Source organism: Pelagibacterium xiamenense, from assembly GCF_021166475.1.
GTDB lineage: Bacteria > Pseudomonadota > Alphaproteobacteria > Rhizobiales > Devosiaceae > Pelagibacterium > Pelagibacterium xiamenense.
In genome coordinates this window covers 275,971-302,127 of the sequence record NZ_JAJOYS010000003.1, presented here as the reverse complement: position 1 = coordinate 302,127, position 26,157 = coordinate 275,971, and the positions used below count along the sequence as shown (strand labels likewise).

At 60.9% G+C, this 26,157-nt stretch carries 22 protein-coding genes and 1 tRNA gene; 13 read left to right on the top strand and 10 right to left on the bottom strand.

Features of this window, described 5'->3' with window-relative positions:
* The first annotated feature begins 5 nt into the window (after nt 1–5).
* On the top strand, nt 6–1,832 hold the full coding sequence (glmS, locus tag LSG43_RS14140; RefSeq protein WP_231805318.1) for a glutamine--fructose-6-phosphate transaminase (isomerizing): 1,827 nt from the start codon (nt 6–8) through the stop codon (nt 1,830–1,832).
* Nucleotides 1,833–1,926: 94 nt separating this feature from the next.
* The gene (locus LSG43_RS14135) at nt 1,927–2,709 is read left to right on the top strand and encodes a DUF502 domain-containing protein (protein WP_231805316.1); all 783 of its coding nucleotides are present in this window, start codon (nt 1,927–1,929) and stop codon (nt 2,707–2,709) included.
* Here the strand turns inward: LSG43_RS14135 and recG are convergent.
* A complete protein-coding gene (recG, locus tag LSG43_RS14130; protein ID WP_369412493.1) occupies nt 2,656–4,764 on the bottom strand; it encodes an ATP-dependent DNA helicase RecG in 2,109 nt (702 codons plus the stop codon). The two genes, LSG43_RS14135 and recG, sit on opposite strands and share 54 nt — an antisense overlap.
* A 121-nt stretch (nt 4,765–4,885) precedes the next feature.
* On the opposite strand from recG, the gene LSG43_RS14125 reads away from it, so the two are divergent.
* From LSG43_RS14125 to LSG43_RS14115, 3 genes are all read left to right on the top strand, one after another.
* A complete protein-coding gene (locus LSG43_RS14125; protein ID WP_231805315.1) occupies nt 4,886–5,164 on the top strand; it encodes a succinate dehydrogenase assembly factor 2 in 279 nt (92 codons plus the stop codon).
* A 65-nt stretch (nt 5,165–5,229) separates the two neighbouring features.
* Nucleotides 5,230–8,652, top strand: a complete 3,423-nt coding sequence (gene mfd / locus LSG43_RS14120) for a transcription-repair coupling factor (protein ID WP_439652045.1) — start codon at nt 5,230–5,232, stop codon at nt 8,650–8,652.
* Nucleotides 8,653–8,803: 151 nt separating this feature from the next.
* Complete coding sequence (locus LSG43_RS14115) at nt 8,804–9,517, top strand: invasion associated locus B family protein (RefSeq protein ID WP_231805311.1); 714 nt, start codon at nt 8,804–8,806, stop codon at nt 9,515–9,517.
* 63 nt (nt 9,518–9,580) lie between these two features.
* Here LSG43_RS14115 and LSG43_RS14110 read toward each other — a convergent pair whose 3' ends face one another.
* A complete protein-coding gene (locus LSG43_RS14110; RefSeq protein ID WP_231805309.1) occupies nt 9,581–10,738 on the bottom strand; it encodes an FAD-dependent monooxygenase in 1,158 nt (385 codons plus the stop codon).
* Between the two features lie 216 nt (nt 10,739–10,954).
* Here LSG43_RS14110 and LSG43_RS14105 point away from each other — a divergent pair, with 216 nt between their 5' ends.
* Nucleotides 10,955–11,923: a quinone oxidoreductase family protein gene (locus LSG43_RS14105; protein WP_231805307.1), complete on the top strand. Its 969-nt coding sequence runs from the start codon at nt 10,955–10,957 to the stop codon at nt 11,921–11,923.
* 70 nt (nt 11,924–11,993) lie between these two features.
* A tRNA-Ser gene (locus LSG43_RS14100) sits at nt 11,994–12,083 on the top strand.
* Between the two features lie 275 nt (nt 12,084–12,358).
* Here LSG43_RS14100 and LSG43_RS14095 read toward each other — a convergent pair.
* From LSG43_RS14095 to LSG43_RS14080, 4 genes are read right to left on the bottom strand one after another with little or no spacing between them, the layout of a single operon-like run.
* The gene (locus LSG43_RS14095) at nt 12,359–12,892 is read right to left on the bottom strand and encodes a DUF3299 domain-containing protein (RefSeq protein WP_231805305.1); all 534 of its coding nucleotides are present in this window, start codon (nt 12,890–12,892) and stop codon (nt 12,359–12,361) included.
* 16 nt (nt 12,893–12,908) lie between these two features.
* Nucleotides 12,909–14,162 carry an ABC transporter permease gene (locus tag LSG43_RS14090; protein ID WP_231805304.1) on the bottom strand — a complete coding sequence of 418 codons (1,254 nt, stop codon included), beginning with the start codon at nt 14,160–14,162 and terminating at the stop codon, nt 12,909–12,911.
* Nucleotides 14,153–14,854 carry an ABC transporter ATP-binding protein gene (locus LSG43_RS14085; protein ID WP_231805302.1) on the bottom strand — a complete coding sequence of 234 codons (702 nt, stop codon included), beginning with the start codon at nt 14,852–14,854 and terminating at the stop codon, nt 14,153–14,155. The genes LSG43_RS14090 and LSG43_RS14085 overlap by 10 nt, the downstream gene beginning before the upstream one ends.
* A gap of 1 nt (nt 14,855) precedes the next feature.
* The gene (locus tag LSG43_RS14080; RefSeq protein WP_231805300.1) at nt 14,856–15,476 is read right to left on the bottom strand and encodes a ZrgA family zinc uptake protein; all 621 of its coding nucleotides are present in this window, start codon (nt 15,474–15,476) and stop codon (nt 14,856–14,858) included.
* Nucleotides 15,477–15,705: 229 nt separating this feature from the next.
* Here LSG43_RS14080 and LSG43_RS14075 point away from each other — a divergent pair, with 229 nt between their 5' ends.
* Nucleotides 15,706–17,016, top strand: coding sequence for an MBL fold metallo-hydrolase (locus tag LSG43_RS14075; protein WP_231805298.1), 1,311 nt, complete (start codon nt 15,706–15,708; stop codon nt 17,014–17,016).
* Between the two features lie 104 nt (nt 17,017–17,120).
* Here the strand turns inward: LSG43_RS14075 and LSG43_RS14070 are convergent, their stop codons facing one another.
* Together LSG43_RS14070 and LSG43_RS14065 are read right to left on the bottom strand one after the other, a co-directional pair.
* Complete coding sequence (locus tag LSG43_RS14070; protein WP_231805296.1) at nt 17,121–18,383, bottom strand: glycerate kinase type-2 family protein; 1,263 nt, start codon at nt 18,381–18,383, stop codon at nt 17,121–17,123.
* Between the two features lie 3 nt (nt 18,384–18,386).
* Nucleotides 18,387–19,466 (bottom strand): tartrate dehydrogenase, encoded by a 1,080-nt coding sequence (locus LSG43_RS14065; protein ID WP_231805294.1) that lies wholly within the window; start codon nt 19,464–19,466, stop codon nt 18,387–18,389.
* A gap of 128 nt (nt 19,467–19,594) precedes the next feature.
* On the opposite strand from LSG43_RS14065, the gene LSG43_RS14060 reads away from it, so the two are divergent.
* From LSG43_RS14060 to LSG43_RS14040, 5 genes are all read left to right on the top strand, one after another.
* Nucleotides 19,595–20,509: a LysR family transcriptional regulator gene (locus LSG43_RS14060; RefSeq protein ID WP_231805292.1), complete on the top strand. Its 915-nt coding sequence runs from the start codon at nt 19,595–19,597 to the stop codon at nt 20,507–20,509.
* A gap of 121 nt (nt 20,510–20,630) precedes the next feature.
* Entirely contained in the window at nt 20,631–21,599 is a 969-nt protein-coding gene (locus LSG43_RS14055) for a TAXI family TRAP transporter solute-binding subunit (RefSeq protein ID WP_231805290.1), read from the top strand.
* 89 nt (nt 21,600–21,688) lie between these two features.
* Nucleotides 21,689–23,896 (top strand): TRAP transporter permease, encoded by a 2,208-nt coding sequence (locus LSG43_RS14050; protein ID WP_231805288.1) that lies wholly within the window; start codon nt 21,689–21,691, stop codon nt 23,894–23,896.
* An 85-nt stretch (nt 23,897–23,981) separates the two neighbouring features.
* The gene (locus LSG43_RS14045; protein ID WP_231805286.1) at nt 23,982–25,214 is read left to right on the top strand and encodes an MFS transporter; all 1,233 of its coding nucleotides are present in this window, start codon (nt 23,982–23,984) and stop codon (nt 25,212–25,214) included.
* Between the two features lie 108 nt (nt 25,215–25,322).
* A complete protein-coding gene (locus LSG43_RS14040; protein WP_231805284.1) occupies nt 25,323–25,520 on the top strand; it encodes a CsbD family protein in 198 nt (65 codons plus the stop codon).
* A 6-nt stretch (nt 25,521–25,526) separates the two neighbouring features.
* On the opposite strand, the gene LSG43_RS14035 is transcribed toward LSG43_RS14040, so the two are convergent.
* Together LSG43_RS14035 and LSG43_RS14030 are read right to left on the bottom strand one after the other, a co-directional pair.
* Nucleotides 25,527–25,766 (bottom strand): hypothetical protein, encoded by a 240-nt coding sequence (locus LSG43_RS14035; RefSeq protein WP_231805282.1) that lies wholly within the window; start codon nt 25,764–25,766, stop codon nt 25,527–25,529.
* 90 nt (nt 25,767–25,856) lie between these two features.
* Nucleotides 25,857–26,069 carry a hypothetical protein gene (locus LSG43_RS14030; protein WP_231805280.1) on the bottom strand — a complete coding sequence of 71 codons (213 nt, stop codon included), beginning with the start codon at nt 26,067–26,069 and terminating at the stop codon, nt 25,857–25,859.
* Nucleotides 26,070–26,157 lie beyond the last annotated feature (88 nt).

Genomic DNA, 26,157 nt, shown 5'->3' with positions numbered 1-26,157 from the left:
GGCGCATGTGTGGGATTGTCGGCATCATCGGAAATCAGCCGGTCGCCGAGCGATTGGTCGATGCGCTGAGGCGGCTCGAATATCGCGGTTATGACAGCGCCGGCGTGGCGACTCTGTCGGGCGCGGGCATCGAACGCCGGCGCGCCGAAGGCAAACTCAACAATCTTGCAGCCAGGCTTGCCGAGGCTCCGCTTTCGGGAATGACGGGCATCGGGCATACGCGCTGGGCCACGCATGGCGGCGCGACCGAGGGTAATGCCCATCCGCATGCCACCGACAAGGTCGCCGTTGTTCACAACGGGATTATCGAGAATTTCCGGGAACTACTGGCCGATCTGGAGCGGGACGGATACCGCCCCCAGAGCCAGACCGATACCGAATCCGTGGCTCTTTGGGTGACCCGGGAGCTCGATCGCGGCGCGAGCCCAGAGGAGGCCGTATCGCGCACGCTGTCCAAGCTGCATGGAACGTTCGGTCTGGTGTTTCTTTTCGCCGGACACGATGACCTGCTGGTGGCGGCGCGCCAGGGGTCGCCATTGGCCATCGGACACGGCGCCGAGGAGATGTATCTGGGTTCCGATGCCTATGCCCTTGCACCCTTTACCAACCGGGTCACCTATCTCGAAGAGGGCGACTGGGCGGTGTTGCGGCCGGGGAAGGTCGTCATTCGGGACTTCGACGGCAACGCCGTCACGCGTGAGCAACAGATTTCGACGGCGTCTGCGGCTTTGGCCGATAAAGGCAATCACAAGCATTTCATGGCCAAGGAGATCTACGAGCAACCCGAAACGGTTTCCCATACGCTTGCGCACTATGTGGATCTCGCGTCCGAGAAGGTCGCTCTGCGCGAGACTTTGCCTTTCGATTTCGCGAAGCTTTCGCGGCTCACTGTAACAGCCTGCGGCACCGCCTATTATGCAGGGCTCGTCGCCAAATACTGGTTCGAGAAGTACGCCCGGCTGCCTGTGGACGTGGACGTTGCGTCCGAGTTCCGTTACCGCGAGCCCCCGCTGGCCGAAGACGGACTGATGCTGGTCATTTCGCAGTCGGGCGAGACGGCGGACACGCTGGCGGCGCTTCGGTATGGCGTACAGTGCGGGCAGCACATAGCGGCGCTGGTCAATGTCCGCGAATCGACTATCGCGCGCGAATCCGAGGTGGTGTTTCCCACGCTATGCGGGCCGGAAATCGGGGTGGCCTCGACCAAGGCGTTCACCGCCCAATTGACCGCGTTGGCCGGCCTTGCCATTGCCGCGGGCGAGGCGCGGGGCGTTCTGAGCGCCTCGGAGGCCCATACGCTGGTCCGCTCCCTGATCGAACTGCCGAGCGCAATTTCGGAAGCCTTGCGGAATGAGAACCGAATCGAAGCGATCGCCCGGCAACTCGCAAAGGCTCAGGACGTCCTCTATCTCGGGCGCGGGCCGATGTTCCCGCTGGCACTTGAAGGTGCGCTCAAGCTCAAGGAAATTTCCTATATTCATGCCGAAGGCTATGCGGCAGGCGAGCTCAAGCACGGGCCTATTGCGCTCGTAAACGAGGAAATGCCCGTTGTGGTCGTTGCACCGTCGGATCCTTTGATGGAGAAGACGCTCTCGAACATGCACGAGGTCGCAGCGCGTGGGGGCAAGATCGTGCTGGTCACCGATGCGGCCGGAGAGGCGGAGGCAGGTGAAGGGATTGGCGACATCGTCGTCATGCCGCAGGTGCATCCGTTCGTGGCTCCGATCGTCGCGGCAGTGCCTGTGCAGCTGCTTGCATATCACACCGCAGTTTTCATGGGCACAGATGTGGACCAGCCGCGTAACCTTGCGAAGTCGGTCACGGTGGAATGACCCGATTGTGCGCCCCTCTGGTCCAAACGCGACCTTGTATCGGAAAGGTCCGTCCCACATCTAAATCAGTTGGAACAGCCGGAGCGGCCCGCGCGTGACGGACAGCAAAAAGCACGACGACAATCCCATGGACGTTATTCTGCCCGCGACGCGGCCATCGCTCGGGCGGCGGATTGTCAATTATTTCCTCGCCGGACTGGTGCTCGCCGGTCCAATCGCGATCACGCTCTACCTCTCGTGGACCGTGATCGGGTGGATCGACGGGTTCGTGATGCCGTTCCTGCCCAGGGAATTGAATCCAGAGACATATTTGCCGTTCGACGTGCCAGGGGTCGGGCTCATCGTGGCGCTTGCCGCGATCACGCTGATCGGGTTTCTTGCCGCCAATTTCGTCGGCCGCCGGCTGCTGACGTTTGGCGAGCGGATCGTTTCCCGGCTTCCTGTAATTTCCTCGATTTATCATGCGCTTAAGCAGATATTCGATACGCTGATCACCCAGCGCGGCACCAGTTTCAAGAGCGTGGCATTGATCGAATATCCGCGCCCGGGCGTCTGGGCGGTTGTCCTCGTTGCCTCCGAAGCGCGGGGCGAGGTCGGGCACAAAATTCCAGGCGATGAGGTCATGGGGGTCTTCATGCCCACAACGCCCAATCCCACCACCGGTTTTCTGATGTTCCTGCCGCGCAAGGACATCATTTTTCTCGATATGACAGTGGAAGATGGTGCGAAGCTCATCATCTCGGCCGGCCTCGTTACGCCGGTCTATCACCCCGATGTCGAAAAGCTCGCTGCAGAGGCTATTGCCAAGCGAAACGCGGAGGCGTCAACCGGCCTTGATGAGCGGGATCGCGAGGTCCTTTCGGAAAAGGTAGAGTAACGTCCGGATCGCCTCGCCTTCAGGGCCTGTGAGACCCGGATTGCGTTCGAGCAGAGCACGGGCGTCCTCGTGGGCGAATTCCAACAGGTGCCGGTGGACGTCGGGCACGGCGATGCGGTAGCCGGGCATACCGGACTGGCGGGTGCCCAGGAGGTCGCCCTGGCCGCGCAGTTCGAGGTCCTTTTCAGCAATGAGGAATCCGTCTTCAGTGCTCTTGATCGTGTCGAGCCGGGCCCTGGCGGTGTCGCTCAAAGGCTCGTTGTAGAGCAGCAGGCAAGCCGAGCGCGCCGAGCCCCGGCCCACCCGGCCGCGCAACTGGTGGAGTTGCGCGAGGCCGAACCGCTCGGCGTGTTCGATGATCATGATGGTGGCGTTGGGAACGTCGACGCCAACCTCGATGACGGTTGTGGCTACCAGAATCTGGGTGTCGCCGGCCTGAAATTCTTCCATCACCTCCTGTTTTTGCGCGGCGCTCATGCGGCCATGGACGAGAGCAACCTTGTCGCCGAAGACCGCCTTGAGCGCGGCATAGCGGTCTTCGGCAGATACAACATCCAACGTCTCGCTTTCTTCGACGAGTGGGCAAACCCAATAGGCCTGGGCGCCTTCGTCGAGGCGGGCGGCCAATCGGCTGATGACGCGGTCGTATTCGGACGAGGAGAGAATGGCGGTATCGATCGGCTGGCGGCCGGCCGGCTTTTCCCGCAGCACCGAAACGTCCATGTCGCCGAAATGGGTAAGGACCAGCGTGCGCGGGATCGGTGTTGCGGTCATGACCAGCAATTCGGTCCTGTTGCCCTTGTCCGAGAGCGCGAGGCGCTGGTGGACGCCAAAGCGGTGCTGTTCGTCGACGACGGTGAGGCCGAGATTGTCGAAAGCGACGCCGGACTGGAAGAGGGCGTGGGTGCCGACGGCGATCTGAATGGTGCCGTTTTTCAGGCCTTCGAGGGCTTTGCAACGCTCGGCGGCGGGCATTTTTCCGGTCATCAGCACGCAGGTGAGGCCGGCTTTTTCGCATAGCGGCTGCATGGTTCGGTAGTGCTGGGCGGCAAGAAGTTCGGTGGGGGCCATAAGTGCGGACTGGGCGCCGCTTTCGGCCATCGTGGCCATGGCGAGGAGCGCAACGACGGTCTTGCCCGAGCCAACATCGCCCTGCAGCAGGCGCGACATGCGGCGTGGCGAGGCAATATCGGCCTTGATGTCCGCGAATGCCTGGCGCTGGCCATCGGTCAGCGCGAAGGGCAGGGCCTCTTCGATACGATGAACGACGATGCCGGTAAAATGACGCTCGATGCCCTTCGATTGCACCATCGTGGCGCGTACGATGGCAAGCGCAAGCTGGCCGGCGAGGTATTCGTCATAGGCCAGGCGCAGGCGCGAGGGGGAAACGATATCGCCCTCGCTCGGCCGAGCGGGCGCGTGAATGTGGCGGAGCGCTTCGGCGAAGCCCGGCCAACCCATAAGGGCGCGCCGGTCTCTGCCGATCCATTCGGGTACGATTGGGAGCGTTTCGAGCGCGGCGGCGATAACCCGGCGCAGGACCTTGGAAGAAAGCCCCTGGGTGAGGGGATAGACGGGCTCGACCATGGGGAGCGTGTCGAGCTTTTCGGGCGGGACGATATAGTCCGGGTGCGTCATCTGCTTGTCGTGACCGAAAAAGCCGATTTCCCCCGAGACGTATCGGGTTTCGCCGACGGGTAGCGCGCGCTCGACCCAGCCGCCCTTGGCGCCGAAAAAGACCAGCGTGATGTCCCCGGTTTCGTCGTGGGCCTTGACCCGCAGGGGGGCGCGGTTGTTGCCGCGCGGCGGGACGATGTGCTCGTCGATATGGAGCTTGAGCGTGGCGATGGAGCCGACCGGCGCGAAGGCGATGCCGTTCTGAGCACGGCGGTCGATCACGCCCGAAGGCATATGGAAGAGCACATCGAGGACGACAGCGTCCTGGCCGTCGGGCGCGCCGAAGAATTTCGCGAAAAGCGCGCCGAGTTGCGGGCCGACGCCTTTCATCGACTTGAGAGACCTGAACAGCGGGTTGAGGAGGTCAGGGCGCGGCACGACTCGTCCTGTTGGCAGTGGATCGGACCAGTATAGGTTAGCGGGACGCGAAGGGGAGCAAAAGGCTGACAAATCGGGTTTGACGTCTTATGTAGTCCGTCCAAATCGGAAAGCATCCTTCATGAACGACAGCGACAGTCTTGAAATCCGGCGCAAGCGCGTTCTCTACCGTGCCCAGCATCGCGGGACACAGGAAATGGACATTCTCATCGGCGGGTTCGTGGCGGACCGGCTCGAAGGCCTCGATTCGGCGATGCTCGACCGGCTCGAGGCGCTGATGGACCGCGAGGAAACCGACCTGCAGGCATGGATCATGGGACAGCGTGACATCCCGGCGGACGCCGATGCGGCGCTCATTGCCGATATTCGCGCGCACCAGATGACGAAGGCCGGCGCGTGACCCAGGTCGAAGCGACACACCTTCTGGATCGCCCCACGCAGATCCTTGCGAATCTCCCGGATGGTATGCAGCCGGCAGTCCTCGTTCGCGAGATCGAGAAACGATTGAACGAAGCGCCGCAAGCGCCTGTTTCAATTGCATTTGTAGCGCGTGACGGGCGCAGGCTCCTGCGCATGGCGGAGATTCTTGAGCGCATGTTGCCGGGCCATCCGGTGCTAACGCTTCCTGCATGGGACTGCCTGCCCTATGACCGCGTGTCGCCCAATGCGGTGACGATCGCGTCACGCATGGCGGCGCTGAGCCAACTTGCATCCGGCGAGACGCGGGGAGCCGTGGTCCTGACGGCGGTCAATGCGTTGGTACAGCGCCTCGTCCCCCGCGCGGACGTCGCCGAAATGACGTTCTCGGCCAAGGCCGGTGCCATGGTCGACAGCGACAAGCTGGTCGGATGGGCGACGGACAACGGGTATCTGCGCGTGCCGACGGTGCGTGAGGCCGGCGAGTTTGCCGTTCGCGGCGGACTTGTCGACCTTTATCCCGCCGGGCGCGACGCGCCGGTGCGGTTCGATTTTTTCGGCCAGCAACTCGAGACCATCCGGTCGTTCGATCCCGAGAGTCAGCGCACGACGGGCAACCTCAAGCGCGTGACGCTGGTGCCCATGAGCGAGGCACGGCTCAACGAGGAAACGATAAGACGCTTCCGGCGCAACTATACCACCGCCTTCGGCGGCAATACTGCGGACGACCCGCTCTATGGCGCGATCAGCGCCGGGCAGCGCTTCGCGGGGATGGAGCACTGGCTGCCCTTCTTTTATGAGCGAATGGAGACGCTTGCCGACTACGTCGGGGATGCGCCGTTCTATTTCGACGATCAGGCGCGCGAGGCCTTTTCCGAGCGGCGCGACCAGATCCTCGATTATTTCGATGCACGCCAGCAGGCGCGCGAGCAGGGCAGCGTGGCCGGGGCGCCCTACAAGCCGATCCGGCCCGAACTGCTCTATCACACCGGGGCAGGGGCGTTCGAACTTGCGCGCGGACACGATGTCAGCGAACTGACGCCGTTCATGCCGGCGGACGAAAATCTGCCGGTCCTCGATTGCGCCGGCCATATGGCGCCCAATTTCGCCGCCGAACGGCAGACCGCCCAGACCAATCTCTTCGAGAGCGTCATCGCGCGCATTAAGACCGAAGCACGGGCCGGTCGGCGGACGGTCATCACCTGCTGGACCGAGGGCACGCGCGATCGCATGGGGCAAGTGCTCAAGGATCACGGCCTCAAGGCCATCCGCATGGTCGAGAACTGGCAGGCGGTCTTCGAACTCAAGGTCGGGCAGCTCGGACTTGTCGTCCTGCCGCTTGAAACCGGGTACATCACCGACGATATCGCGGTGCTTTCCGAGCAGGACATTCTCGGGGAGCGGATTATCCGTTCGACGCGGCGCAAGAAAGCGTCCGATGCGCTCACCGAGGCGACCAGCCTTTCGGCCGGGGATCTCGTGGTGCACGTGGACCACGGTATCGGGCGGTTCATCGGCCTCAAGGCGATCGAGGCCGCCGGTGCGCCGCACGATTGCGTCGAGATCGAATACGCCAAGGGCGACAAGCTCTATCTGCCGGTCGAAAACATCGAGCTCCTGTCGCGGTATGGCGCGGAGGGTGGCGAACTCGACCGGCTGGGCGGCGTCGCCTGGCAGGCGAAGAAGTCCAAGCTGAAAAAGCGCATCCGGGATATGGCGGAGCAGCTTATCCGGATCGCGGCGGCACGACAGGCGGCAACGACGCATCCGGTCGAGGTGCAGACAGGGCTTTACGACGAATTCTGCACGCGCTTCCCCTATGAGGAAACCGAGGATCAGCTCACCACGATCGATGCCGTCTTCGACGACCTGACCTCCGGCCGGATTATGGATCGGCTGGTCTGCGGCGACGTGGGGTTCGGCAAGACCGAGGTCGCGCTGCGTGCCGCGTTCGCGGTTGCGATGGCCGGACGGCAGGTTGCGGTCGTCGTCCCGACGACGCTCCTTTCGCGCCAGCATTTCAAGACGTTCCAGGAGCGGTTCGCCGGGTTGCCGGTCACTGTGCGGCAGGCCTCGCGTCTTGTGCCTTCCAACGAGCTCAAGGCGACCAAGGACGGGCTGAACGACGGCAGCGTGGACATCGTCGTGGGGACGCACGCGCTCTTGTCCAAGTCGGTCGGGTTCCGCGATCTGGGGCTTCTGATCATCGACGAGGAGCAGCATTTCGGCGTGGCGCACAAGGAACGGCTCAAGGAGCTCAAGTCCAACGTGCATGTCCTGACGCTCTCGGCCACGCCGATCCCGCGAACCCTGCAACTGGCGCTGACCGGTGTGCGCGATCTCTCGCTCCTGGGCACGCCACCGGTCGACCGGTTGGCGATCCGGACCTTCGTCTCTCCCTTCGATCCGCTGGTGGTGCGTGAGGCGCTCTTGCGCGAGAAATATCGCGGCGGGCAGGCGTTCTATGTGTGTCCGCGTATTTCGGATCAGCCCGACATCGCGGAATTCCTCAAAGAGCATGTGCCGGAGGTCAGCTTCGTCGTCGCCAACGGCCAGATGCCCCCGGGCCAGCTCGACGATACGATGAACGCGTTTTACGACGGCAAGTTCGACGTTCTGGTGGCGACGACCATCGTGGAGTCAGGCCTCGACGTGCCCACCGCCAACACGCTGGTCGTCCACCGCGCCGATAAATTCGGGCTTGCCCAGCTCTATCAGATCCGTGGCCGGATCGGACGCTCCAAGACTCGCGCCTATGCGATCTTCACCGTCCCGCCGGATCGGAAACTGAACGACCAGGCGCAGCGCCGGCTGCAGGTCCTCCAGTCGCTCGAGTCGCTGGGCGCGGGCTTTCAACTCGCGAGCCACGACCTCGACATCCGCGGCGCGGGAAATCTTCTGGGCGAGGAACAGTCGGGGCACATCCGCGAGGTCGGTTTCGAGCTTTACCAGTCCATGCTCGAAGAGGCGGTCGCGTCGCTCAAGAGCGGGGAAACCGAGGAGGAACAGGAAGGCCAGTGGTCGCCGCAGATTTCGCTCGGCATGCCGGTGATGATCCCGGAGGACTACGTGCCGGACCTGCAGGTACGCATGCAGCTCTACCGGCGCCTTGGCGACTTGACCGAAACCGGCGAGATCGACGCCTTCGGCGCCGAACTCATCGACCGGTTCGGGCCATTGCCGGAGGCTGTCGAAGGGCTGTTGAAAGTCGTGCTGGTCAAATCCTTGTGCAGGACCGCCAATGTCGAGAAAGTCGATGCGGGACCCAAGGGCGCGCTTATCACACTTCGGGACGGGGTTTTCCCAAATCCTGCCGGATTGGTACGGCATATCGCCGATCCTGGTCAGGCTGCCAAACTGCGGCCCGATCAGAAGATCATGTTCGCCCGGAACTGGCCCACTGCCGAACAGCGGCTGAGAGGCAGCGCGGCGATTCTTTCGCGGCTGGCTGCGCTTGCCGCCGAGAAGTGAGGCAAGCGCGCCACAGGGGCGCGGCATTGACGATTGGATTGAGCCGGGTGTCATGTTATTGCCCGATTCCCCGGCTCTGGAAGAGCGCGAAACGTGAAGATTCTCGTGGGGTTTTTCATCGAGCCCCGCTCACAAATACACAGGGATGTCCATGACCTTTTTAAGAGCAATCCTGGCCAGTGCCGTCGCGGTAGGCCTCGTTCTGCCGCCTTTCGCACCGGTCTATGCGCAAACTGCCGACGCCGGTACGGTCGAGGAAGGCCAGAACGCAGAGGGCAGCCCCGAAGACAACTGGCTCAAGGTTTGCGACGAACTCGAAGACGGTCGCCAGGCGTGCATCATGCGCCAGGTGGTGACCAGTGGGGGCGTCTTTACCGGATCCTTCCTTCTGCGCGACGATCCGAGCCAGGAAAGCCGGCTTTTGGCCGTCGCGGCTGTTCCGCTCGGCGTATTGCTGCCGTTCGGGCTTACATGGCAGATCGACGGGGGCAAGCCGGTGCGCGTGCCTTATATGGTGTGCGATCCGCAGTCCTGCGCCGCCCAGCTTGTGATCAACGAAGCCTATATTCAGAGTCTCAAGCGCGGTGCGACGCTGAAACTGACCGCCAAGAACCGCCGCAACGAGGACATCACGATCAATATCAACCTCGCCGGGTTCACTGCGGTCTATGACAGCGAGGACGCGTTGACGATCGAAGAACTTAACGCTGCGAATTCTTCGTCCAACGTGCTCGAACAGGTCCTGCAGGACCGCGCCGAGGAGATGCGCCAGCAGATCGGCAGCGAGGGTGGCGAGACGCCGCCTCCGGCCGAAGGCGATGCTCCTGCAGAGGGTGCGGCGCCGGCTGAGGGCGACGCGCAGTAGCGTTCAAGCAGCGATGTACTGGAAAAGGCGGGCTTTTGGGTCCGCCTTTTTTGTTGCGGACGATCAGCTCCGCCCCATGCCAAACCCTATGGCGAACCTGCGCAGGGGCGGGACGGTCTTGAGCGTCCAGAGACCCACGGTGCGCAGCGCTTGCGCTGGCAAGTGGTCGGACAATAATGACCGGAACAGGGTGTCGACGAACGTGCCTGTGCGCATGAGATCGGCGGCGCGCATATGTGCGTATTTGTCCGCTGTCGCGCCGGCCCAGCCATAGGCGCTGCGGTTGGCGAGATCGAGCGCACGCAGAAGGTCGGCGACGTCGCGCAGGCCGAGATTGAAGCCCTGCGCGCCGATGGGGGGGAAGGCGTGGGCCGCCTCGCCCACGAGGACAGCGGCATCCTTGCCGGCCCTGTTCACAAAGATCGAAGAGAGCGGGAAAACGTGGGCGCCCGTCAGCGGCACCAGCTTGCCGAACAGGCGCTGGCTCTTTTGCGCCAGGGCTGTGGCGAGCGCATCGGGGTTCGCGCGCGCGGCATTGAGCGTCTCGGGCGTGTCGATCCACACGAGATTGGCCCTGGCGCCGCCGGCGGGAACAAGGGTGAACGGACCGTTGGGGTAATGAAATTCGACAGAGCAGGCGCCGATGGGGCGCTCGAGTTCGAGGTCGCACACAAGGGCGGCCTGCTTGAAGTCGTGCTGGCGCACGCCGATGCCGGCGAGCTTGCGGACCTTCGAACCCTTGCCATCTGCGCCCACGAGGAGTTTCGCTGCGCAGGCGGTGCCATCCTCCAGCGTCAGGTGCCAGGTTTCCCCAACCCTTTGCGCTTCTGCCAGGCTGGTCTGCCGGATATCGAGCGTTGCAAGGTCGGCGCCGGCGGAATCGAAGGCTTCTCCCAACCGAATGTTGGCGAAGTTCCATCCGAATGCCTCGAGATCGAACTCGGCAGCGTCGAAAAGCGTTTCGGGCGCACGTAGCAGCCGGCCGGTCGCGTCGATGATACGGATTTGGGAAAGCGGCACGCCCAGAGCCGCGGGATCCCGGATCAGGCCGACCTTTTGCATCAAGTCAACGCTGGGGCCCATCAGCGCCGAGGTGCGGCGGTCGGGCGGCGCCGCGGGGGCGATATGAACTACGGAGAACCCGGCCTGCGCGGCGGCGAAAGCGGCGGCCTTGCCCACAAGCCCGCCGCCTATGACGGCGATATCATACTGGCTGTCCATGACGCGCGTCTCCTCTGACCGGACCCTAAACGACATAGGCGTTCGCGGTGCGGGCGGCAAGCGCGGCGGGCGCGATGCGGCGAATTGCCGAATGCGATGGCGGCGATTGCGGCCTTGTTCTTTGCGGTCCGGCTGTGCCAATGTCCGGCGTCGGACGCTGACGCGTCTTCGCAAGCGACCATCGGAATCCCCGCCGCCGAAAGGACTGTCCAAACCATGAAAGCTATCGTCGTCGACAATTTCGGTGGCCCGGAAGTCCTGGACTACCGGGACGTCGAGATCGCCGAACCGGGATCGGGCGAGCTGCGCATCCGGCATTCTGCGATCGGCGTCAACTTCATCGACACCTATCACCGCAACGGGCTTTATCCGAATCCGCTGCCGCTGACGCCCGGCTCGGAAGGCGCCGGGGAAGTGGTTGCCGTGGGGCCGGGCGTGACCGGTTTCAAGCCGGGCGACCGGGTGGTCTATCAGGGCGCCATAGGGGCGTACGCCCAGGAGCGGAACCTGCCGGCAACGCGGGCCCTGCATCTGCCCGATTCGATCGACTACGAGACCGGCGCCGCGATCACGCTCAAGGGGCTGACGGCGTACTACCTCCTGTTTCTCACATGGCCGGTTCGCGCAGGCGAAACCATTCTTTTTCACGCGGCGGCGGGCGGCATGGGACTGATCGCCTGTCAGTGGGCCAATGCCATCGGCGCTCGTGTGATCGGCACGGCGGGGTCGGCGGAAAAGGTCGCGATGGCCAAGGCCAACGGATGTCACGAGGTCATCAACTATGCCGAGGAGAATTTCCCCGAGCGCGTCCGGGAATTGACCGGTGGGAGGGGCGTCGATGTGGTGTATGACGGGGTGGGGCAGGCGACATTCGAAGGATCGCTCGACTGCCTGCGGCCCATGGGGCTGATGGTGAGCTACGGGAACGCGACCGGGCCGGTTTCCATCCCGGATCTGGGCATCCTGGCGCGCAAGGGCTCGCTCTTTCTGACCCGTCCGACCGGGGCGCACTACTATATGGAGCGCAACGCCCTTCTGGCGGGCGCCAAGGCCTTGTTCGCGGCCGTCGAATCCAAGGCCATCAAGCCGCATATCGGGCAGACGTTCCGGCTTTCGGAGGCGGCCGAGGCGCACCGTGCGCTCGAGGCGCGCGAAACGGTCGGGTCGACGATTTTGTTGCCATAGGCCGGCGGCGGCTGGACAGGGTCCGGCCAAGGCGGTAAACGGCTCGCAGAACCGCGGCGCGGTTCGTTTCGGAGGGATGGCCGAGTGGTTGAAGGCACCGGTCTTGAAAACCGGCAGGCGGGTGACCGTCTCGTGGGTTCGAATCCCACTCCCTCCGCCAGTTCACTTGTGGGCACGTGCCTTGAGGGTGCCAGCTACTGTGGGTGTTGGGCCTTAACTGGCGGGCACTCGGGTAGGAGCTGGTCGAGCGTTATCGTTCCGAACCGCGCGATGAACAGCTTTTCCACTTCGGCCATGGTATCGGAAAGTGCCATGCCATCCTGTTCATTGGTTTTCGGGTCTTCGCGGGTCCGGGCACCGCAACCGGGCGTGGTCGCATCATGAACGCCAATTCAGCGCCCTTCCTGGGCTTTGCCAAGTTCTGCCCATTGAGGCTTAGTTTCGCTGGAAAAATTCGACGATTGCATCGTCGATCTGATAGCCCACCTCGGCAACTTCCGTCCGGCGAGCGTTTGCAGAAAGTTGACCCGTGACGAGAACGGGATCCCACAGGTTCCCGTTCCCCCATGGGTTCCGGGGGGTGACGAAAACGAGCTGGTTTGGCGGCGGCGGCGGGACATGAATGCATGCGCCGACAAATGGCACGAGGACGAAATTTGTCGCGCCCTCGGCCGTCACCTCGAGAGGTAGGACATATCCCGCCATCGAGATGAGCTTGTTGTCCAGCTCAAGGTTCAGCGCCGTCCCGTTTTCGTCGAACTCCGGTATCCAGACGTCTGCCTTATAGTCCTTCTCGCCATCGCCGATGATCTCGCCATAATCGAGTCCTTCGGGGATGAGATCGGGCCAGCGAATTCTTAGGGCTTCCTGAGCCTGTGCGGAGTGCCGTGGTACCATTGGCACAAGTGCGAATGCAGTAGCCGCCAAAAGAAGACGACGGCGATCAATGAGACGGGTCGGGTTGGCCATCAATTTCTCCCATTCTCTAAATTCGTACAATCATGCCGTCGGCGAGCGACATCCTGTAGGCGCGCCAGGCTGGCAATAGGCTGGCGACTGCCGCTGCAAGTACGATGGTCACCATGACCGCTATCTCGACGCCACCGGGGGGAGCGATTGTCAGCCACAATCCATACTGCTCATCGACCCAGCCGCGTCCGGTTACAAGGGCGGCGTATGTGAGTGCCAATCCGAGCAAGACGGCGGCTGTCGCAATAAGCGTCGCTTCAAATATCAGCAGACCTACAATCGTGGCGGGACGAGCTCCCATCGCCCTCAGTATCGCCATTTCGCGTCGCCGTTCATTAAGTCCCGAGAAAGTCATGGCAACCAGTCCGGCCAGTGCCGTCACGACGACCATAGCCGAAACACCAAGCAGCGCGGTTTCCGCAAGGCCTACGATCTGCCAGAGTTCCTGTAGGGCGAGGCCGGGCATGACGGCCAGAAGAGGCTCGCCACGATATTCGTTTATCCACCGCTGCAGCTGGAATATTTCAAGCCTTGAGGTGGTGCCAATCATCGCTGCGGTTATGGCCTCAGGTGTCAGGTCCATCCGGCGTATCTCTTCCTCCGAAGTCGAGCGTCCCGGTATCCGCGCGCCACTGCTCCAGTCGACATGGATCGCCTCGATGGCTTCGAGGGTGACGATTACGGTGCGGTCGATCGGCGTCCCTGTTTTTTCCAGAATTCCTGCCACCCGAAATGGCCGGTCCTCATGCTCGTAAAAGGAAGCGATCCCGTGCGAGATAATAATCTCATCGCCGGTCTGGTATCCTAGTGTTTCGGCGACGTCGGTCCCTATGACGGTATCGTAGAGATCACCGAGTGCGGTGTTCCCCGATCGGGCCGCCAATGCCCGCCCGCCGCGATACTTGTAGTGATCGAAAAACGCTGGCGTTGTTCCCATGACGCGGAATTGGTGATGACTGTCACCAAGGGAGATCGGCACGATCCAGTCAACTTCCGGACGATCGGCTATCTCGCGATAGCTTTCCCAGGTGACGTTGTTGGTCGCATTGCCTATACGAAAAACGGTATAGAGCAGGAGCTGCACCGAGCCCGAGCGCGCGCCCACGATCAGGTCTGTGTTCGAGATCGTATCCGCAAACGAAGCGCGCGTGCCTGTGCGAATGTTCTCGATGCCGAGAAGCAGGAGAACGGACAGTGCAATCGTGAGTACGGCCATCGAGACCGTCAAGGCACGCGCACGCAGGCTGGCGAGGGCTAATCTCAGGAGCATGGGTTCTCCTGTGTGCCCGGAACGATGTCCTCGATCCGGATTACCTCGTCGAACAAGCGGGCGAGCCGTTCGTCGTGACTCACCATGATCAAGGCCGAACCCGCTTGAGTGACTTGTCCAAACAGTAGATCGAGAAAGCGAGCCTGGGAGTTTGCATCCAAGGCAGAGGTGGGCTCGTCGGCCAGGACGAGTGCCGGCGTGCCAATAAGAGCCCGTGCGACCGCAACGCGTTGTTGCTGTCCGACGCTCAACCTGTGCGCGGGTTGATCCTCAATACCCTCAGGCAATGCAAGACTTGCGCACAGGTCCCGGATCGCAGTCTCGACGTTCGGGACGCGAGCGCGCCGTTCAGGAGCAAACCGTAGCGGAAGGGCAATATTATCGGAGACCTTCGCATAGGGCAGCAGATTGAATTGCTGGAAGATGATCCCAACATTCTCGGCCCTGTACCGGTCGCGATAACGCGCACTCAATTCCGAAAGGTCGGTGCCCGCCACACGAAGTGTACCCTTCTGCGGAGACACAATGCCACCGATCAGAGAGAGGAGGGTGGTCTTGCCAGATCCGCTCGGACCGAACAGGAGCACCTTTTCGTTTCGGCCAACATGCAGCTCCGGGATCACCAATCCGCGGCCGGCCTGATGCGGCCAGCGAAAGCAGAGGTCGACAATTTCAAGAACAGGACCCGTCATTTTAGGGGAGGCTTATCGAGGGCCGGTCCCTGCTTATTTCGACTGTCGCTTGTCCGGAATCGCTGACGATGCGGACGGCCAGTTCTTCGGCGTTCGCGAAGTGCTCGAAATATACAGGCTCCAGCGTCGTTAGATTGCCAATCTGCTCGCAGTGCAGTTCTACGTTGGCAGCTACGCTAGAGTGAACGGCTTCTTCGTGCTCATCCACGTGGTCATGGTCATCGTCGTGATCATCTTCATGTTCATGCTCGTGGCCATGATCATGTTCCTCGTCATGCGCGTGATCGTCACTGTCGCTATGGGAATCATGGGATTGCATCAAGGACACGTCGTTGGTTTCGACGCCGCATCCTGCCGATTCTGTAATGCCCCAGAGGTCAAGCGGGTCAGACAGGTACTCGCGCGCCCTGTCGATCGCTTCACGTTGCGCTTCACTCGTGGCCTCAGTTTCAAAACCGACAACATCGAAGGCAGGCGCCTCTAGAGCAAGGGCGATGTGGTCACCTTCAATCGCAATGTCCAGGGAGCCTGACCCGTGAATGTGGGATCCCAGCTGGCGGTGATCTTGCGCGAAGGCGACTCCGGTGAGCAGCGCCGGACTTGCAAAAATGATTGCTCGCATAGCCACTCCTCCTCGGCATGCTGTTCTCAACACTATCACCCCTGAGGAGCGCTGATCGCAGGTCCAATACACTATACAATGTCGCGAGATAATACGGAGACCGTTTCGTTTTTTTGTATAAATATCTGCGCCTTCGCTACCCGTCCTAATGCCTCCTACACTCAAACGATCGCGGCGAGGAGCTCGTATCGCGATGCGGCTGGAAGCCGCAAACATCTAGGAGGAGAATATGAGAATTTCCCAAATTGCACTCGCTGCCGCTCTTGCGGTCGGCGGGGCGGCTCCGGCATTGGCTGTCGATCAGGCGGACATGATCGCTGCTCGGCAGCACATATTCGGTGAGCATCTTGTCGATCCTGAAACGGGCGCCTTGCCCGAAGACAAGGTCATCGCGTCCTGGCTTTCGGCTTCTGCGTTCGCCATTTCCGTTCAGGGTCAGGTGTTCATGCTCGACAGCTTCATCACGCGGCCGGAAGTCGAGCGCGGGCGGACACCGCTCGTTATCGCCGACCTTGTGAACCTCAACCCTGAAGCGATCCTGCTCGGCCATGGTCACGGCGACCATGCCGATCACGCTGCGTACATCTCAGCCATGACGGATGCTGTGATCTACGCAACCGAGGAAACCTGCGGCACAATGCAGCTGGATTTCGACCGGATGGCAGCTGATCCGCGCATTCAGGACTTCCCGGAGCGGGCTTTCCCGGAGGGCGCGAGTATTGACTGCGTGAACGTGACGTCCGAAGGATCCGTCCCCGGCACCGAAATCGTCAACCTGCCGTTCCTTGAGCCGCAGGCTTGCGTGACCGCCTTCAGGCACCTCCACTCGGTGGCTGTCGATCCCGATCCCGATTTTCCGCCGACACCTGTGGAAATCATCGTCGATGAGCGCGACGAATACCTGTTCCCCGAGGGGCTTACAGTGTGGCCAAGCCGCGCCGGGCCGGACTTCGAGCCCGAAGACGATCGTCAGTTCAATACGACAACCACCCCGGGTGCTCCCGGTGGTGCTGACGCGCTGTTTTTCACATTCATGCTGCGTGACGGTACCAACTTTACCTTTGTCTGGAACAACAGCGCCGGCGCGCTCAAGGAGGGCATTGGCCGCAATTACGAGGGTACGCCCGAAGATGGTCAGCGGATCATCGACATTCTTGAGGCGCTCGCTCCGACCGACCTTCATCTGGGCACGGCCGCGTCGGGTAACTTCGACAACAACGGCTTGCGCGATCTGATCATGTATCAGCAGGCCCTTGATCCGAAAATCTATGTCCCCAACCATCACACGACCGGATCCCGGGCCCGCGAGGGCTCTTCGCTCTCGGTCTACGCCGGGTATGTGGACCAGATGGATCTGATGAGCATTCCGGAGGACGAACGGCCCCAGATTCATTGGCTCGTCGATCCCACCGACTACCTCAAGCCGATGGTTTTTGACATCGACAATCCGGCATGGTCGGACCCTGCGAAGACCGAAGCACTGGCAAACTATTGTGCTCCGACAGAGAGCGATGACGCTGTTGAGGTCGAATTGCTCTAGCCTGACGGCATAAACACAGCGCCAAGAAAGGAGGCCGTCGCAATGCGACGGCCTCTTCTTTTTGATGTAATGGCAGGCGACGGCATCCCGAGCTACAGCGTGCCTTAAGCGATCAGGATCGCGCGGAAATCATTGACATTGGTCAGGGTCGGGCCGGTTATGACAAGATCATTGAGCGGTTTGAAAAAGCTGTAGCTGTCATGGCGCTTGAGAAACGCGTCGGCGGAAAGGTCCTGAAGTCGCGCGCGTTGGAGCGTATCTGGAGCCACGATGGCTCCTGCAGCGTCCTCAACCCCATCGATACCATCGGTATCGCCAGCGATCGCCCAAACATTGGCGGTACCCTTCAATGCGATGGCGAGGCTGAGCAGAAATTCAGTGTTGCGCCCGCCTTTTCCTGGCGCGGTACCCGCGATTGTAACCGTGGTTTCTCCACCCGATAGCACCACGCAAGGAGCGGCGACCGGCGCGCCCGAGCTTCGGATGCTGGCAGCAACGCCGGCCAGGATCTTGCCCAGTTCGCGGCTTTCTCCTTCGAGAGCGTCACCAAGTGACAAGGTTGCGAGCCCGTAGCTGTGAGCAACCGATTGCGCGGCGGCAATGGCCTGACGCGGCGAAGCAATGAGCCGAACCTTGCCGGTGTTTGCAAGCTGGGTTTGACCGGAGCCATCAATAAGAGACTTCGCGGCTGGGGGGAGGGGGATGTCATACCGTTCTATGACGGCCCTGGCTCTGGCGTTGAGATCGGGAACAGGAATCGTTGGGCCCGAAGCAACTTCTGAAGGAGTGTCCCCGGGCACATCGCTGATGACCAGCGTTTCAATGCGCGCGGGAGCCGCCGCAAGGGCAAGTTTGCCACCCTTGATGTTGGATAGCGCGGCCCGAACGCAGTTGATCTCATTGATGGCTGCTCCGGACTTGAGCAGTTCTTCGTTTATTGTTTGTTTGTCCTCGAGCGTCAAACCATTCGCGGGCTGAACCAAGAGGGAGGACCCGCCACCCGAAATGAGCGCTATGACCAGATCATCGGGGGTCAGGTTTTGCACCGCTTCAAGAATAGCGCTCGCGGCGTTGAGGCTGTTCTCATCGGGAACCGGATGCGACGCTTCGAGTACCTTGATGCGCTTGGTCGGCGCGCCATGCCCATAGCGCGTAACCACAACGCCCGACATGTCAACGTCGGGCCAGGCTGCTTCCAAGCCCGCTGCCATGGCCGCCGAAGCCTTTCCTGCCCCGACAACTATGCATCTGCCCACTGGCTTGCTGGGGAGGTTGTACTGGACTGCTCGTCCGGCCTCGGCGCTGGCAATTGCAGCGTCGAACATTTCGCGCAACACCTTGCGCGCATCGGCATCGGTCCAGGCCATAGGCTATTCCAGGCTGTTCGAGCCTGAGATAGCCGAAACTACAGCATCCGTCACTTCCCGTGTAGTCGCATTACCACCGACATCCGGGGTCAGAATGCCTTCTTCGCAGACCCGATCAACCGCTTGCATCAAGCTCGCGGCGGCCGAAGCTTCGCCCAGATGCTCGAGCATCTGCGCCGCAGTCCAGAACGTCGCGACCGGGTTTGCAATGCCCTTGCCGGTAATGTCGAACGCTGAGCCGTGGATGGGCTCGAACATCGAAGGGAAGCGCCGTTCAGGGTCGATGTTGCCGGTCGGTGCCACGCCCAGGCTTCCTGACAACGCACCTGCAAGATCCGAAAGAATATCGGCGTGCAGATTTGTTGCGACGATGGTGTCGAGGCTCTTGGGATTCTTGACCATGCGCACGGTCATCGCATCGACGAGCATCTTGTCCCAGGTGACGTCCGGGAACTCCTTTGACACCTCGGCTGCGATCTCGTCCCACATCACCATGCCGTGCCGCTGGGCATTGGATTTTGTCACGACGGTAAGCAGTTTACGCGGGCGGGATTGCGCCATCTTGAACGCATACCGCATGATACGGGTCACGCCGACACGCGTGAAAATGGCCGTCTCGGTGCCGACCTCCTCAGGAAGTCCGCGGTGCGCGCGCCCCCCGTGTCCGGAATACTCGCCTTCGGAGTTTTCCCGGATGATGACCCAGTCCAGATCACCGACGCCGACACCCCGCAATGGCGACGTGATGCCTGGAATAATGCGCGTGGGGCGCACATTGGCATATTGGTCGAACCCCTGACAGATGGGCAGGCGCAGGCCCCAGAGCGTGATATGGTCCGGAACGTCGGGCGCGCCAACGGCGCCGAAATAGATTGCATTGAAATCGCGCAACTGATCGAGGCCGTCGTCCGGCATCATCTTGCCGTACTTTTTATACCAATCAGAGCCCCAGTCGAACTGCGTGAAGGTGAACCGCAGATCGCCCCTGCGCTCCGACAGTGCGGACAGAACGGCGCGACCGGCTTCAATGACTTCAGGGCCAATTCCGTCAGCCGGAATGGCGGCAATCTTGTATTCGCGCATTGACGTAGAATCCTTAAAATCTGGCCGCCCGTCGATGGCAGCTCTCCCTGAGGCGCGACTTTCCCGTCTTGACCCCTTTTGGGCAATGCTTCATATATCATATAAAAAATTGATATAAAGAGGTGCTTGTGGAGCTGCTCCAGCTACGATGCTATCTCGCTGTCGCCGAGACATTGCATTTCGGAAAAGCCGCTCAACAGCTTGATATGCTGCCAGCCAGTTTGAGCCGACACATCAAGCTGCTGGAAGACAGTCTCGGGACGACGTTGATTGCGCGGACGACGCGGCATGTTTCTCTGACCGCAGCGGGCTTGATGCTGCTCGAGGATGCAAAGGATCTCATCGATCGTTCCGATGCACTCGAAGAGAAGGCGCGTTTGAGCCGATCGTCCGACGCCCAGGTCCTCAGAGTGGGCGCAATCGACAGCGTTGCAGCCGGCATGATGCCGGAATTGCTTCATTATTTTGGTCTGGAGCACCCCGATATCAAAATTACACTGATGGAGCAGAAGACCATAAGGCTTTTGCCGCGTCTGCTGTCGGGTCGGCTTGACGTGGCCTTTGTGCGTCCTCCCGAGACGCGCAACCCCAAGCTTGTTTTTCGCCCTCTGTTCTCCGAAACGGCGGTCGTGGCGATGCCATCGGATCATCCTCTCGCCAAGAGGGACATGCTGCAAATCGGCGAACTTGTCGATCAACCGCTTATCGTACCGGATCGCAGGTCCAGACCGCATAGTCACGATCTCACGATCAAGCTGTTTCTCGAAGCGGGTCTGAGCGCGCGCGTCGCGCAGGTCGCAGAGGAGAAGCAGACGATCGTGAACATTGTCAGCGCGGGGCTGGGATTGGCCATTGTGCCGCGTTGGACGATGCGCTTGCAGGTGCAGGGGGTAACGTTTGTTCCAATAGATTTGTCTGGAAGTTCCGTGCGCGACAAGCTTGCTCTTGCTGTCACTTGGGTGCGTGGGACCAATGACCCACTTCGTGAAGCACTTCTAGACACGTTGGCCCGGCATCAGAAGCAAATCGCCAAATCAGCTTAATATAAAAAAATATTATATAATCTCACGCACATTGTTGCCGGATAAGGAGGGTCCTAGCGTGTGGGTCGAGGTGATCGATGTGATTGCCGCGGGAGACTTCAGATTATATGGGAGGAAAAACATGAAACTAAAACTGGCACTGCTGGCTTCGCTTGCAGCCTTTGTCGCCCAGCCGGTTATGGCGCAAGACGATTGGCCAAGCAGCTTCAACGTGGGGACAGGCAGCCAGGGCGGTACCTACTTCGTATATGGAAGTGGTTTTGCGTCCATGATTTCTGAAGAGCTCGGCGTGAATGCGAGCGTGGAAATCACAGGTGGGCCCGTTCAGAATGTGACGCTGGTGGAAACCGGCGATCACCTGATGGGCTTTGTGACCCTCGGGCCGGCTGACGAAGCCATCAAGGGTGAAAGCCCCCTGATGCCTGGTGTGCCGCACGAGAATGTGCGCGCGCTATTCCCAATGTATCAGACGCCGCTTCAGGCTGCGGTACTGGCAAGCTCAGACATTGAAACCTTCCAGGACATGGCCGGCAAGCGTATCGGTGTCGGCCCTGCCGGCGGAACGTCGGCGACCTACTGGACGCGCTTTTTCGAAAACGCCGAAGGCTACGAGGATGTCACTATTTCCAATGCTGGCGGCTCGGACACGGCCGGTCAGCTCAAGGATGGGCTGATCGATGCCTTCGTTTACGCAGCCGGCCTGCCCACGGGCGCCTACGCACAGCTGGCTGTCGAAAACGACGTGCGCTTCATTTCCATGGACGACGAGACGCTCAATGCGATGCTCGAGATCGTTCCCGCGATGTCGCCCTTTACCATTCCGGCTGACACCTATGAGGATCAGCCAGAAGATCTGCAGACGACTTCGCTCTGGAATTTCGCCATCGCCAACGCATCCATGCCCGAGGATCTCGCTTACGAGATCACGGCCCTGGCCATGGAGAACCATGAACGCATGGTTCAGAATCACGCTGCCGCGGCTGAAACTCTGCCCGAGAACGTGACCATGAACTCCGTTGTTCCCTTCCATCCTGGCGCAGTGCGCTGGTTCGAAGAGAACGGCTACGAGATCGCAGAGAACCTCAAGTAGGTTCGGTTAAGTCAACTTAGCGGATGCGTTGCATGCGGCGTTGCCAATACGCAGCGCCGCATGTCTTATTCAGGGTGGAGTGATTTTCGATGTCTGACGACAATCGGAGCCAGGGCGTTGCAACCCAAAATGATGATGCCAATGACGAGATTTCGCTGATCGAGCGTCAAACCGCGGAGGCGTCGGTTGATCAGGAACCCAAGGTCGACAACGAAAGGCTGTTTTTCGGCGCTCGGCATTGGGCCATTGCGATCATGTGCGTCGCGTTTTCAGCATTTCACCTGCTCGTCCTGAACGTCTGGCCGCTGGAAACCTGGACTTTCCGGCTTTCGCACGTGGGTGGCGGCTTGTTGCTCGGCTACCTGATCTTCAGCGCAAAATCGCTAACGGATGTCGCGGAAACGCCGGCATCGCCGGTCTCCAAATTATTCCTCGCTCTGGGTGGGGCAGGGATCGTGTACGGTGCGGCGCTCGTTTTTGTGGTGTGGGTGCATGGCGCCATTTCCGGATCGCCCATACCGCCCGCATGGGCAATGGATACACTGGGCATTCCGCTCGCTGCCGGTACAGCCCTGCTTGTCGTCAATAGCTGGCTCTTCCCCGACCAACGGCGCAACGCTATACCACTGGGCGATGCCTTTCTTGGCGTTGCGACAATTGCGGCGGTTGCCTACCTCATAAAGTTCGCTCCGCAGCTCCAGTTGCGTGCAGGCATGCCGATGGCACTGCCAGCCGATATGTGGGCGGCCGTCACTGGCGTGATCCTCATTCTGGAACTCACGCGACGCGTTGCCGGCCTTGCGCTTGTCATCATCGCCGGTGTCTTCGTCGCCTATTCATTCCTCGGGCCATGGCTTCCGGGGATTCTCGAACATCGTGGCTATGATGCAAAGCGCTTCTTCAGCTACATCTTCACCGACAACGGTGTGCTCTCAGCACCCATCGCGATATCATCGACTTACATCATCCTCTTCGTGATCTTTGCCGCCTTTCTGCAGGCGACGCGGGTGGGTGAGTACTTTGTTAATATCGCGTTTGCCGCTGCCGGACACCGGCGGGGCGGGCCCGCCAAGGTCGCGATCTTTGCGTCGGGGCTGATGGGCATGATCAATGGCACATCGGCAGGCAACGTGGTCGCCACAGGTAGCCTTACGATCCCGCTGATGAAAAAGGTCGGCTATCGGCCGCAGACTTCGGCGGCCGTGGAAGCTGCAGCCTCATCTGGCGGACAGATCATGCCGCCCATCATGGGCGCCGGCGCCTTCATCATGGCTGAAATCACGGGCATCTCCTATATGGAGATCGTCTGGGCGGCGATCATTCCCGCGATCGTCTACTTCGCCTCGGTCTTCTTCATGGTCGATTTCGCTGCGAAGAAGTACGGTATGGTGGGCCTTCCAAAGGACCAGCTGCCCAAGCTCGGTGCGTTGCTGCGTCAGATTTATCTTTTCACCCCAATCGTCGTGCTGATCTTCTCGCTGTTCTCGGGATTCTCGGTCATTCGGTCCGGCACTCTGGCCATGGTCACAGCAGCGGTTGTTTCCTGGCTGACGCCTCACCGCATGGGACCCCGCCAGCTTTTCCTCGCGCTCGAACTTGGTGCCCGGATGGTGCTGCAGCTTATTGCCGTGTGCGCAACCGCAGGCATCATCGTCGGCGTCATTGCATTGACCGGCATTGGATCGCGGTTCTCGTCCGTGCTTTTGGGGCTGGCCGATCAAAGCCAGTTGCTTGCCCTGTTTTTCGCCATGTGCGTTTCGATCGTGCTCGGAATGGGCATGCCCACGACGGCAGCCTATGCGGTTGCCGCCAGTGTGATTGCACCCGGCATTATCAATCTGGGCGTCGAACCGCTCATCGCCCACTTCTTCATCTTCTACTTTGCCGTGATGTCCGCGATCACGCCTCCGGTAGCTCTCGCGGCCTATGCAGGTTCCGCATTGGCGGGGTCCGACCCTATCAAGACCAGTGTGGAAAGCTTCAAGATCGGGCTCGCAGCATTTATCGTGCCTTACATGTTCTTTTATTCAGACGCACTGCTTATGCAGGGAGAATGGTACGAGATATTGCATGTGGGTGTGACTGCGACCCTGGGCGTGTTCCTGCTGTCGGGTGCTGTTCAAGGGTGGTTCTTCGGCCAAGCGAATTGGCCGGTCCGGATAGCCCTGATCGTGGCGGCCCTATCGCTCATATCGGGCGGCTGGCAGACCGACATGTTCGGGATCGTCTTGGCAGGTCTTACGACCGCATATCAGGCGAAGTTCGGAAGCAAAGAACCGGTGCCCATGCGCGCCTAGTCCTCCCGGGGCATCCGGGCCGAGGGGCAAGTCCCCTGGCCCGGATGCCTTTTTCAAGGCATAACCCCAGTAAGCGGTGCAGACTATGAGCGGGACCATTCTGCGTGGTTCGCGAAGGTACTGGCGGGCGTCAATCGCTCTTTTTCTGGCTGCGTTTTCGGTGTTTGCGGCAATCTACTGCGTGCAACCGCTCCTTCCCATTTTCGCGTTGGAGTTCAATCTCACGGCCACTGAGAGTTCGGTCGCGATATCTGCGGCGACCGGAACGCTGTCCGTTTCACTTTTGCTAGTCAGTTGGCTGGGAAATCGTTTTGACCGAAAGCGATTGATGACCTTCAGTCTGCTTGCCACCAGTGCCCTCGTCATTGCGATGGCGTTGGCAAGCGATTGGGCAGCCTTCATTCTCGTTCGCGCGTTGATTGGTATCGCCGTGTGCGGCGTGCCGGCCATCGCGATGGTTTACCTCGGGGAGGAAATGGACGCTGCTGCTTTGGGCTTTGGCATGGGCATGTTCGTGGGTGGCTCGGCCATCGGTGGCATGAGCGGGCGCTTGCTGATGGGGTTGCTGCTGGAAGTCGTCACATGGCGAGAAGCGCTACTGATGCTGGGCGTAGCAATACTGGTGAATGCGATCGGATTCGCCCTTTTGCTCCCCAAGCCTCGAAACTCGGCCACCGGCGTTCTGAGCTTTCCGGATCTGCTGTCCAACCTGCACCATGTCGTTTCAGACAGAGCATTGCGGCTGTTGTTGCTTTGCTCGTTCCTGCTGATGGGCTTGTTCGTCGCGATCTACAACTACGTTGCGTTTCACCTGCTTGCGCCACCCTATAACCTCAGCCCGGCAGCGGTGGCGCCCATTTTTGCTGTCTATCTGGTTGGCACCATCGCATCGGCGACGATCGGCTCGGTCGCAGGCCTGGTCGGTCGTCGAAAGGTCCTGTGGCCCATGATGCTGGTGATCATTGCAGGCTTGCTGGTCACGCTTGCGCCGCCGCTTTGGGCCGTAATCGTGGGATTGGCGATTACCACTTTCGGGTTTTTCGGCGCGCATTCCACTGCGAGCGCATGGGTGGCGCGCCGATCCGGACAGGCACGGGCTCAAGGTTCAGCACTTTACCTTCTGGCCTATTATGCCGGATCGAGCCTGTTGGGGACCGCTGCGGGCGTGGGGTGGTCTTTCTGGCAATGGCCCGGTGTCATCGCTGCTTGCATGCTGTTTGCCCTGGCAGGGCTTGCTGCCGGCTTCAAGCTGGCGGCCATACCGCCCTTGGGGCAGCCGGAGGCGACATCGTTTGCAGGCTCGCCCTCCGAAAAGTGAGGGTACCTGTTAAGGGCTAAGGCGCGGCACTGGGTTGTCCGGTCGCGATAGGGAACGCACAACGGCATGCGATCGTTTGTGGTTTATCGCAACAAAGGAGACCACAAGATGAATTGGGACGAAATCAAAGGCCAGTGGAGCCAAGTGAAGGGCAAAGCCAAGCAGGAATGGGGCAAACTGACCGACGATGACCTCGACGTCGCTGAAGGGCGCCGAGACGAACTGGTGGGGCGGATTCAGGAGCGTTACGGGGTCGCCAAGGAAGAGGCTGAACGGCAGATTGACGACTGGATGAACCGGATGTGAGCGGTCCTAGCCGGTCGAAGGGTGGTCCTCGCGCCGGCTGCCCGACCGAAATGCTGAAAGCGAAATAACGTTGGCGTGGGGGTGGGCGTCCGGCTTGTGGTACGCGATCTCCCACGCCGTTTCGAGGAGTTCCTCGATTGAAAGACACAGCGGGACCGGCAGGCTCCTGGTGCGCCAGAGGCTGTCAAAGACAGCTTCCGCCTGACCGCAAACCGCTTCGCGTCCGTTGGATGTTCCAGCTTCCATACCCATCGCGCGGAGTGTGCAGCCGGGCGGACCAACGGGCAGCAAACACACGCAGCGCGATTTTAATCAAAGGCCCATGCTCGCTGCCGGTCACAGCTTTGGCGGGATGCGGTTGGCGTGCTCGCGCTCCCTGATGCGGCGGCTGCGCTGGCGCCGGGTAAGAATGAACATCACGACGGCAACCACAAGCGCGCCGCCCAGCATAACGAGGCCAAACTGTGTGGCCGACAGACCGGCGCCGAGCAAAAGGAGTACGGCCAGAAGCAAGGCCGCCGCTATAGCTATCAGGCGCAGATTGCTCATTACGTTCTCCTCTTCCCTCCTGTCTGAGCCTGCCGGGTTTGGGTTGCCATTGCAAGGGTGGCGCGGTACCGCTCGAAGCAGTCGAAAT

Excerpts from the sequence above, each read along its gene's own strand:
- LSG43_RS14085 (WP_231805302.1), bottom strand. The coding sequence starts at position 14,854 with ATGACGGGTCCTGTTCTTGAAATTGTCGACCTCTGCTTTCGCTGGCCG.
- LSG43_RS14070 (WP_231805296.1), bottom strand. The coding sequence starts at position 18,383 with ATGGCCTGGACCGATGCCGATGCGCGCAAGGTGTTGCGCGAAATGTTC.
- LSG43_RS14040 (WP_231805284.1), top strand. The coding sequence starts at position 25,323 with ATGAATTGGGACGAAATCAAAGGCCAGTGGAGCCAAGTGAAGGGCAAA.
- LSG43_RS14115 (WP_231805311.1), top strand. The coding sequence starts at position 8,804 with ATGACCTTTTTAAGAGCAATCCTGGCCAGTGCCGTCGCGGTAGGCCTC.
- LSG43_RS14080 (WP_231805300.1), bottom strand. The coding sequence starts at position 15,476 with ATGCGAGCAATCATTTTTGCAAGTCCGGCGCTGCTCACCGGAGTCGCC.
- glmS (WP_231805318.1), top strand. The coding sequence starts at position 6 with ATGTGTGGGATTGTCGGCATCATCGGAAATCAGCCGGTCGCCGAGCGA.
- LSG43_RS14095 (WP_231805305.1), bottom strand. The coding sequence starts at position 12,892 with ATGGCCAACCCGACCCGTCTCATTGATCGCCGTCGTCTTCTTTTGGCG.
- LSG43_RS14090 (WP_231805304.1), bottom strand. The coding sequence starts at position 14,162 with ATGCTCCTGAGATTAGCCCTCGCCAGCCTGCGTGCGCGTGCCTTGACG.
- LSG43_RS14045 (WP_231805286.1), top strand. The coding sequence starts at position 23,982 with ATGAGCGGGACCATTCTGCGTGGTTCGCGAAGGTACTGGCGGGCGTCA.
- LSG43_RS14035 (WP_231805282.1), bottom strand. The coding sequence starts at position 25,766 with ATGGAAGCTGGAACATCCAACGGACGCGAAGCGGTTTGCGGTCAGGCG.
- LSG43_RS14125 (WP_231805315.1), top strand. The coding sequence starts at position 4,886 with ATGAACGACAGCGACAGTCTTGAAATCCGGCGCAAGCGCGTTCTCTAC.
- LSG43_RS14030 (WP_231805280.1), bottom strand. The coding sequence starts at position 26,069 with ATGAGCAATCTGCGCCTGATAGCTATAGCGGCGGCCTTGCTTCTGGCC.
- LSG43_RS14110 (WP_231805309.1), bottom strand. The coding sequence starts at position 10,738 with ATGGACAGCCAGTATGATATCGCCGTCATAGGCGGCGGGCTTGTGGGC.
- LSG43_RS14065 (WP_231805294.1), bottom strand. The coding sequence starts at position 19,466 with ATGCGCGAATACAAGATTGCCGCCATTCCGGCTGACGGAATTGGCCCT.
- LSG43_RS14075 (WP_231805298.1), top strand. The coding sequence starts at position 15,706 with ATGAGAATTTCCCAAATTGCACTCGCTGCCGCTCTTGCGGTCGGCGGG.
- LSG43_RS14050 (WP_231805288.1), top strand. The coding sequence starts at position 21,689 with ATGTCTGACGACAATCGGAGCCAGGGCGTTGCAACCCAAAATGATGAT.
- LSG43_RS14055 (WP_231805290.1), top strand. The coding sequence starts at position 20,631 with ATGAAACTAAAACTGGCACTGCTGGCTTCGCTTGCAGCCTTTGTCGCC.
- LSG43_RS14105 (WP_231805307.1), top strand. The coding sequence starts at position 10,955 with ATGAAAGCTATCGTCGTCGACAATTTCGGTGGCCCGGAAGTCCTGGAC.
- mfd (WP_439652045.1), top strand. The coding sequence starts at position 5,230 with ATGCAGCCGGCAGTCCTCGTTCGCGAGATCGAGAAACGATTGAACGAA.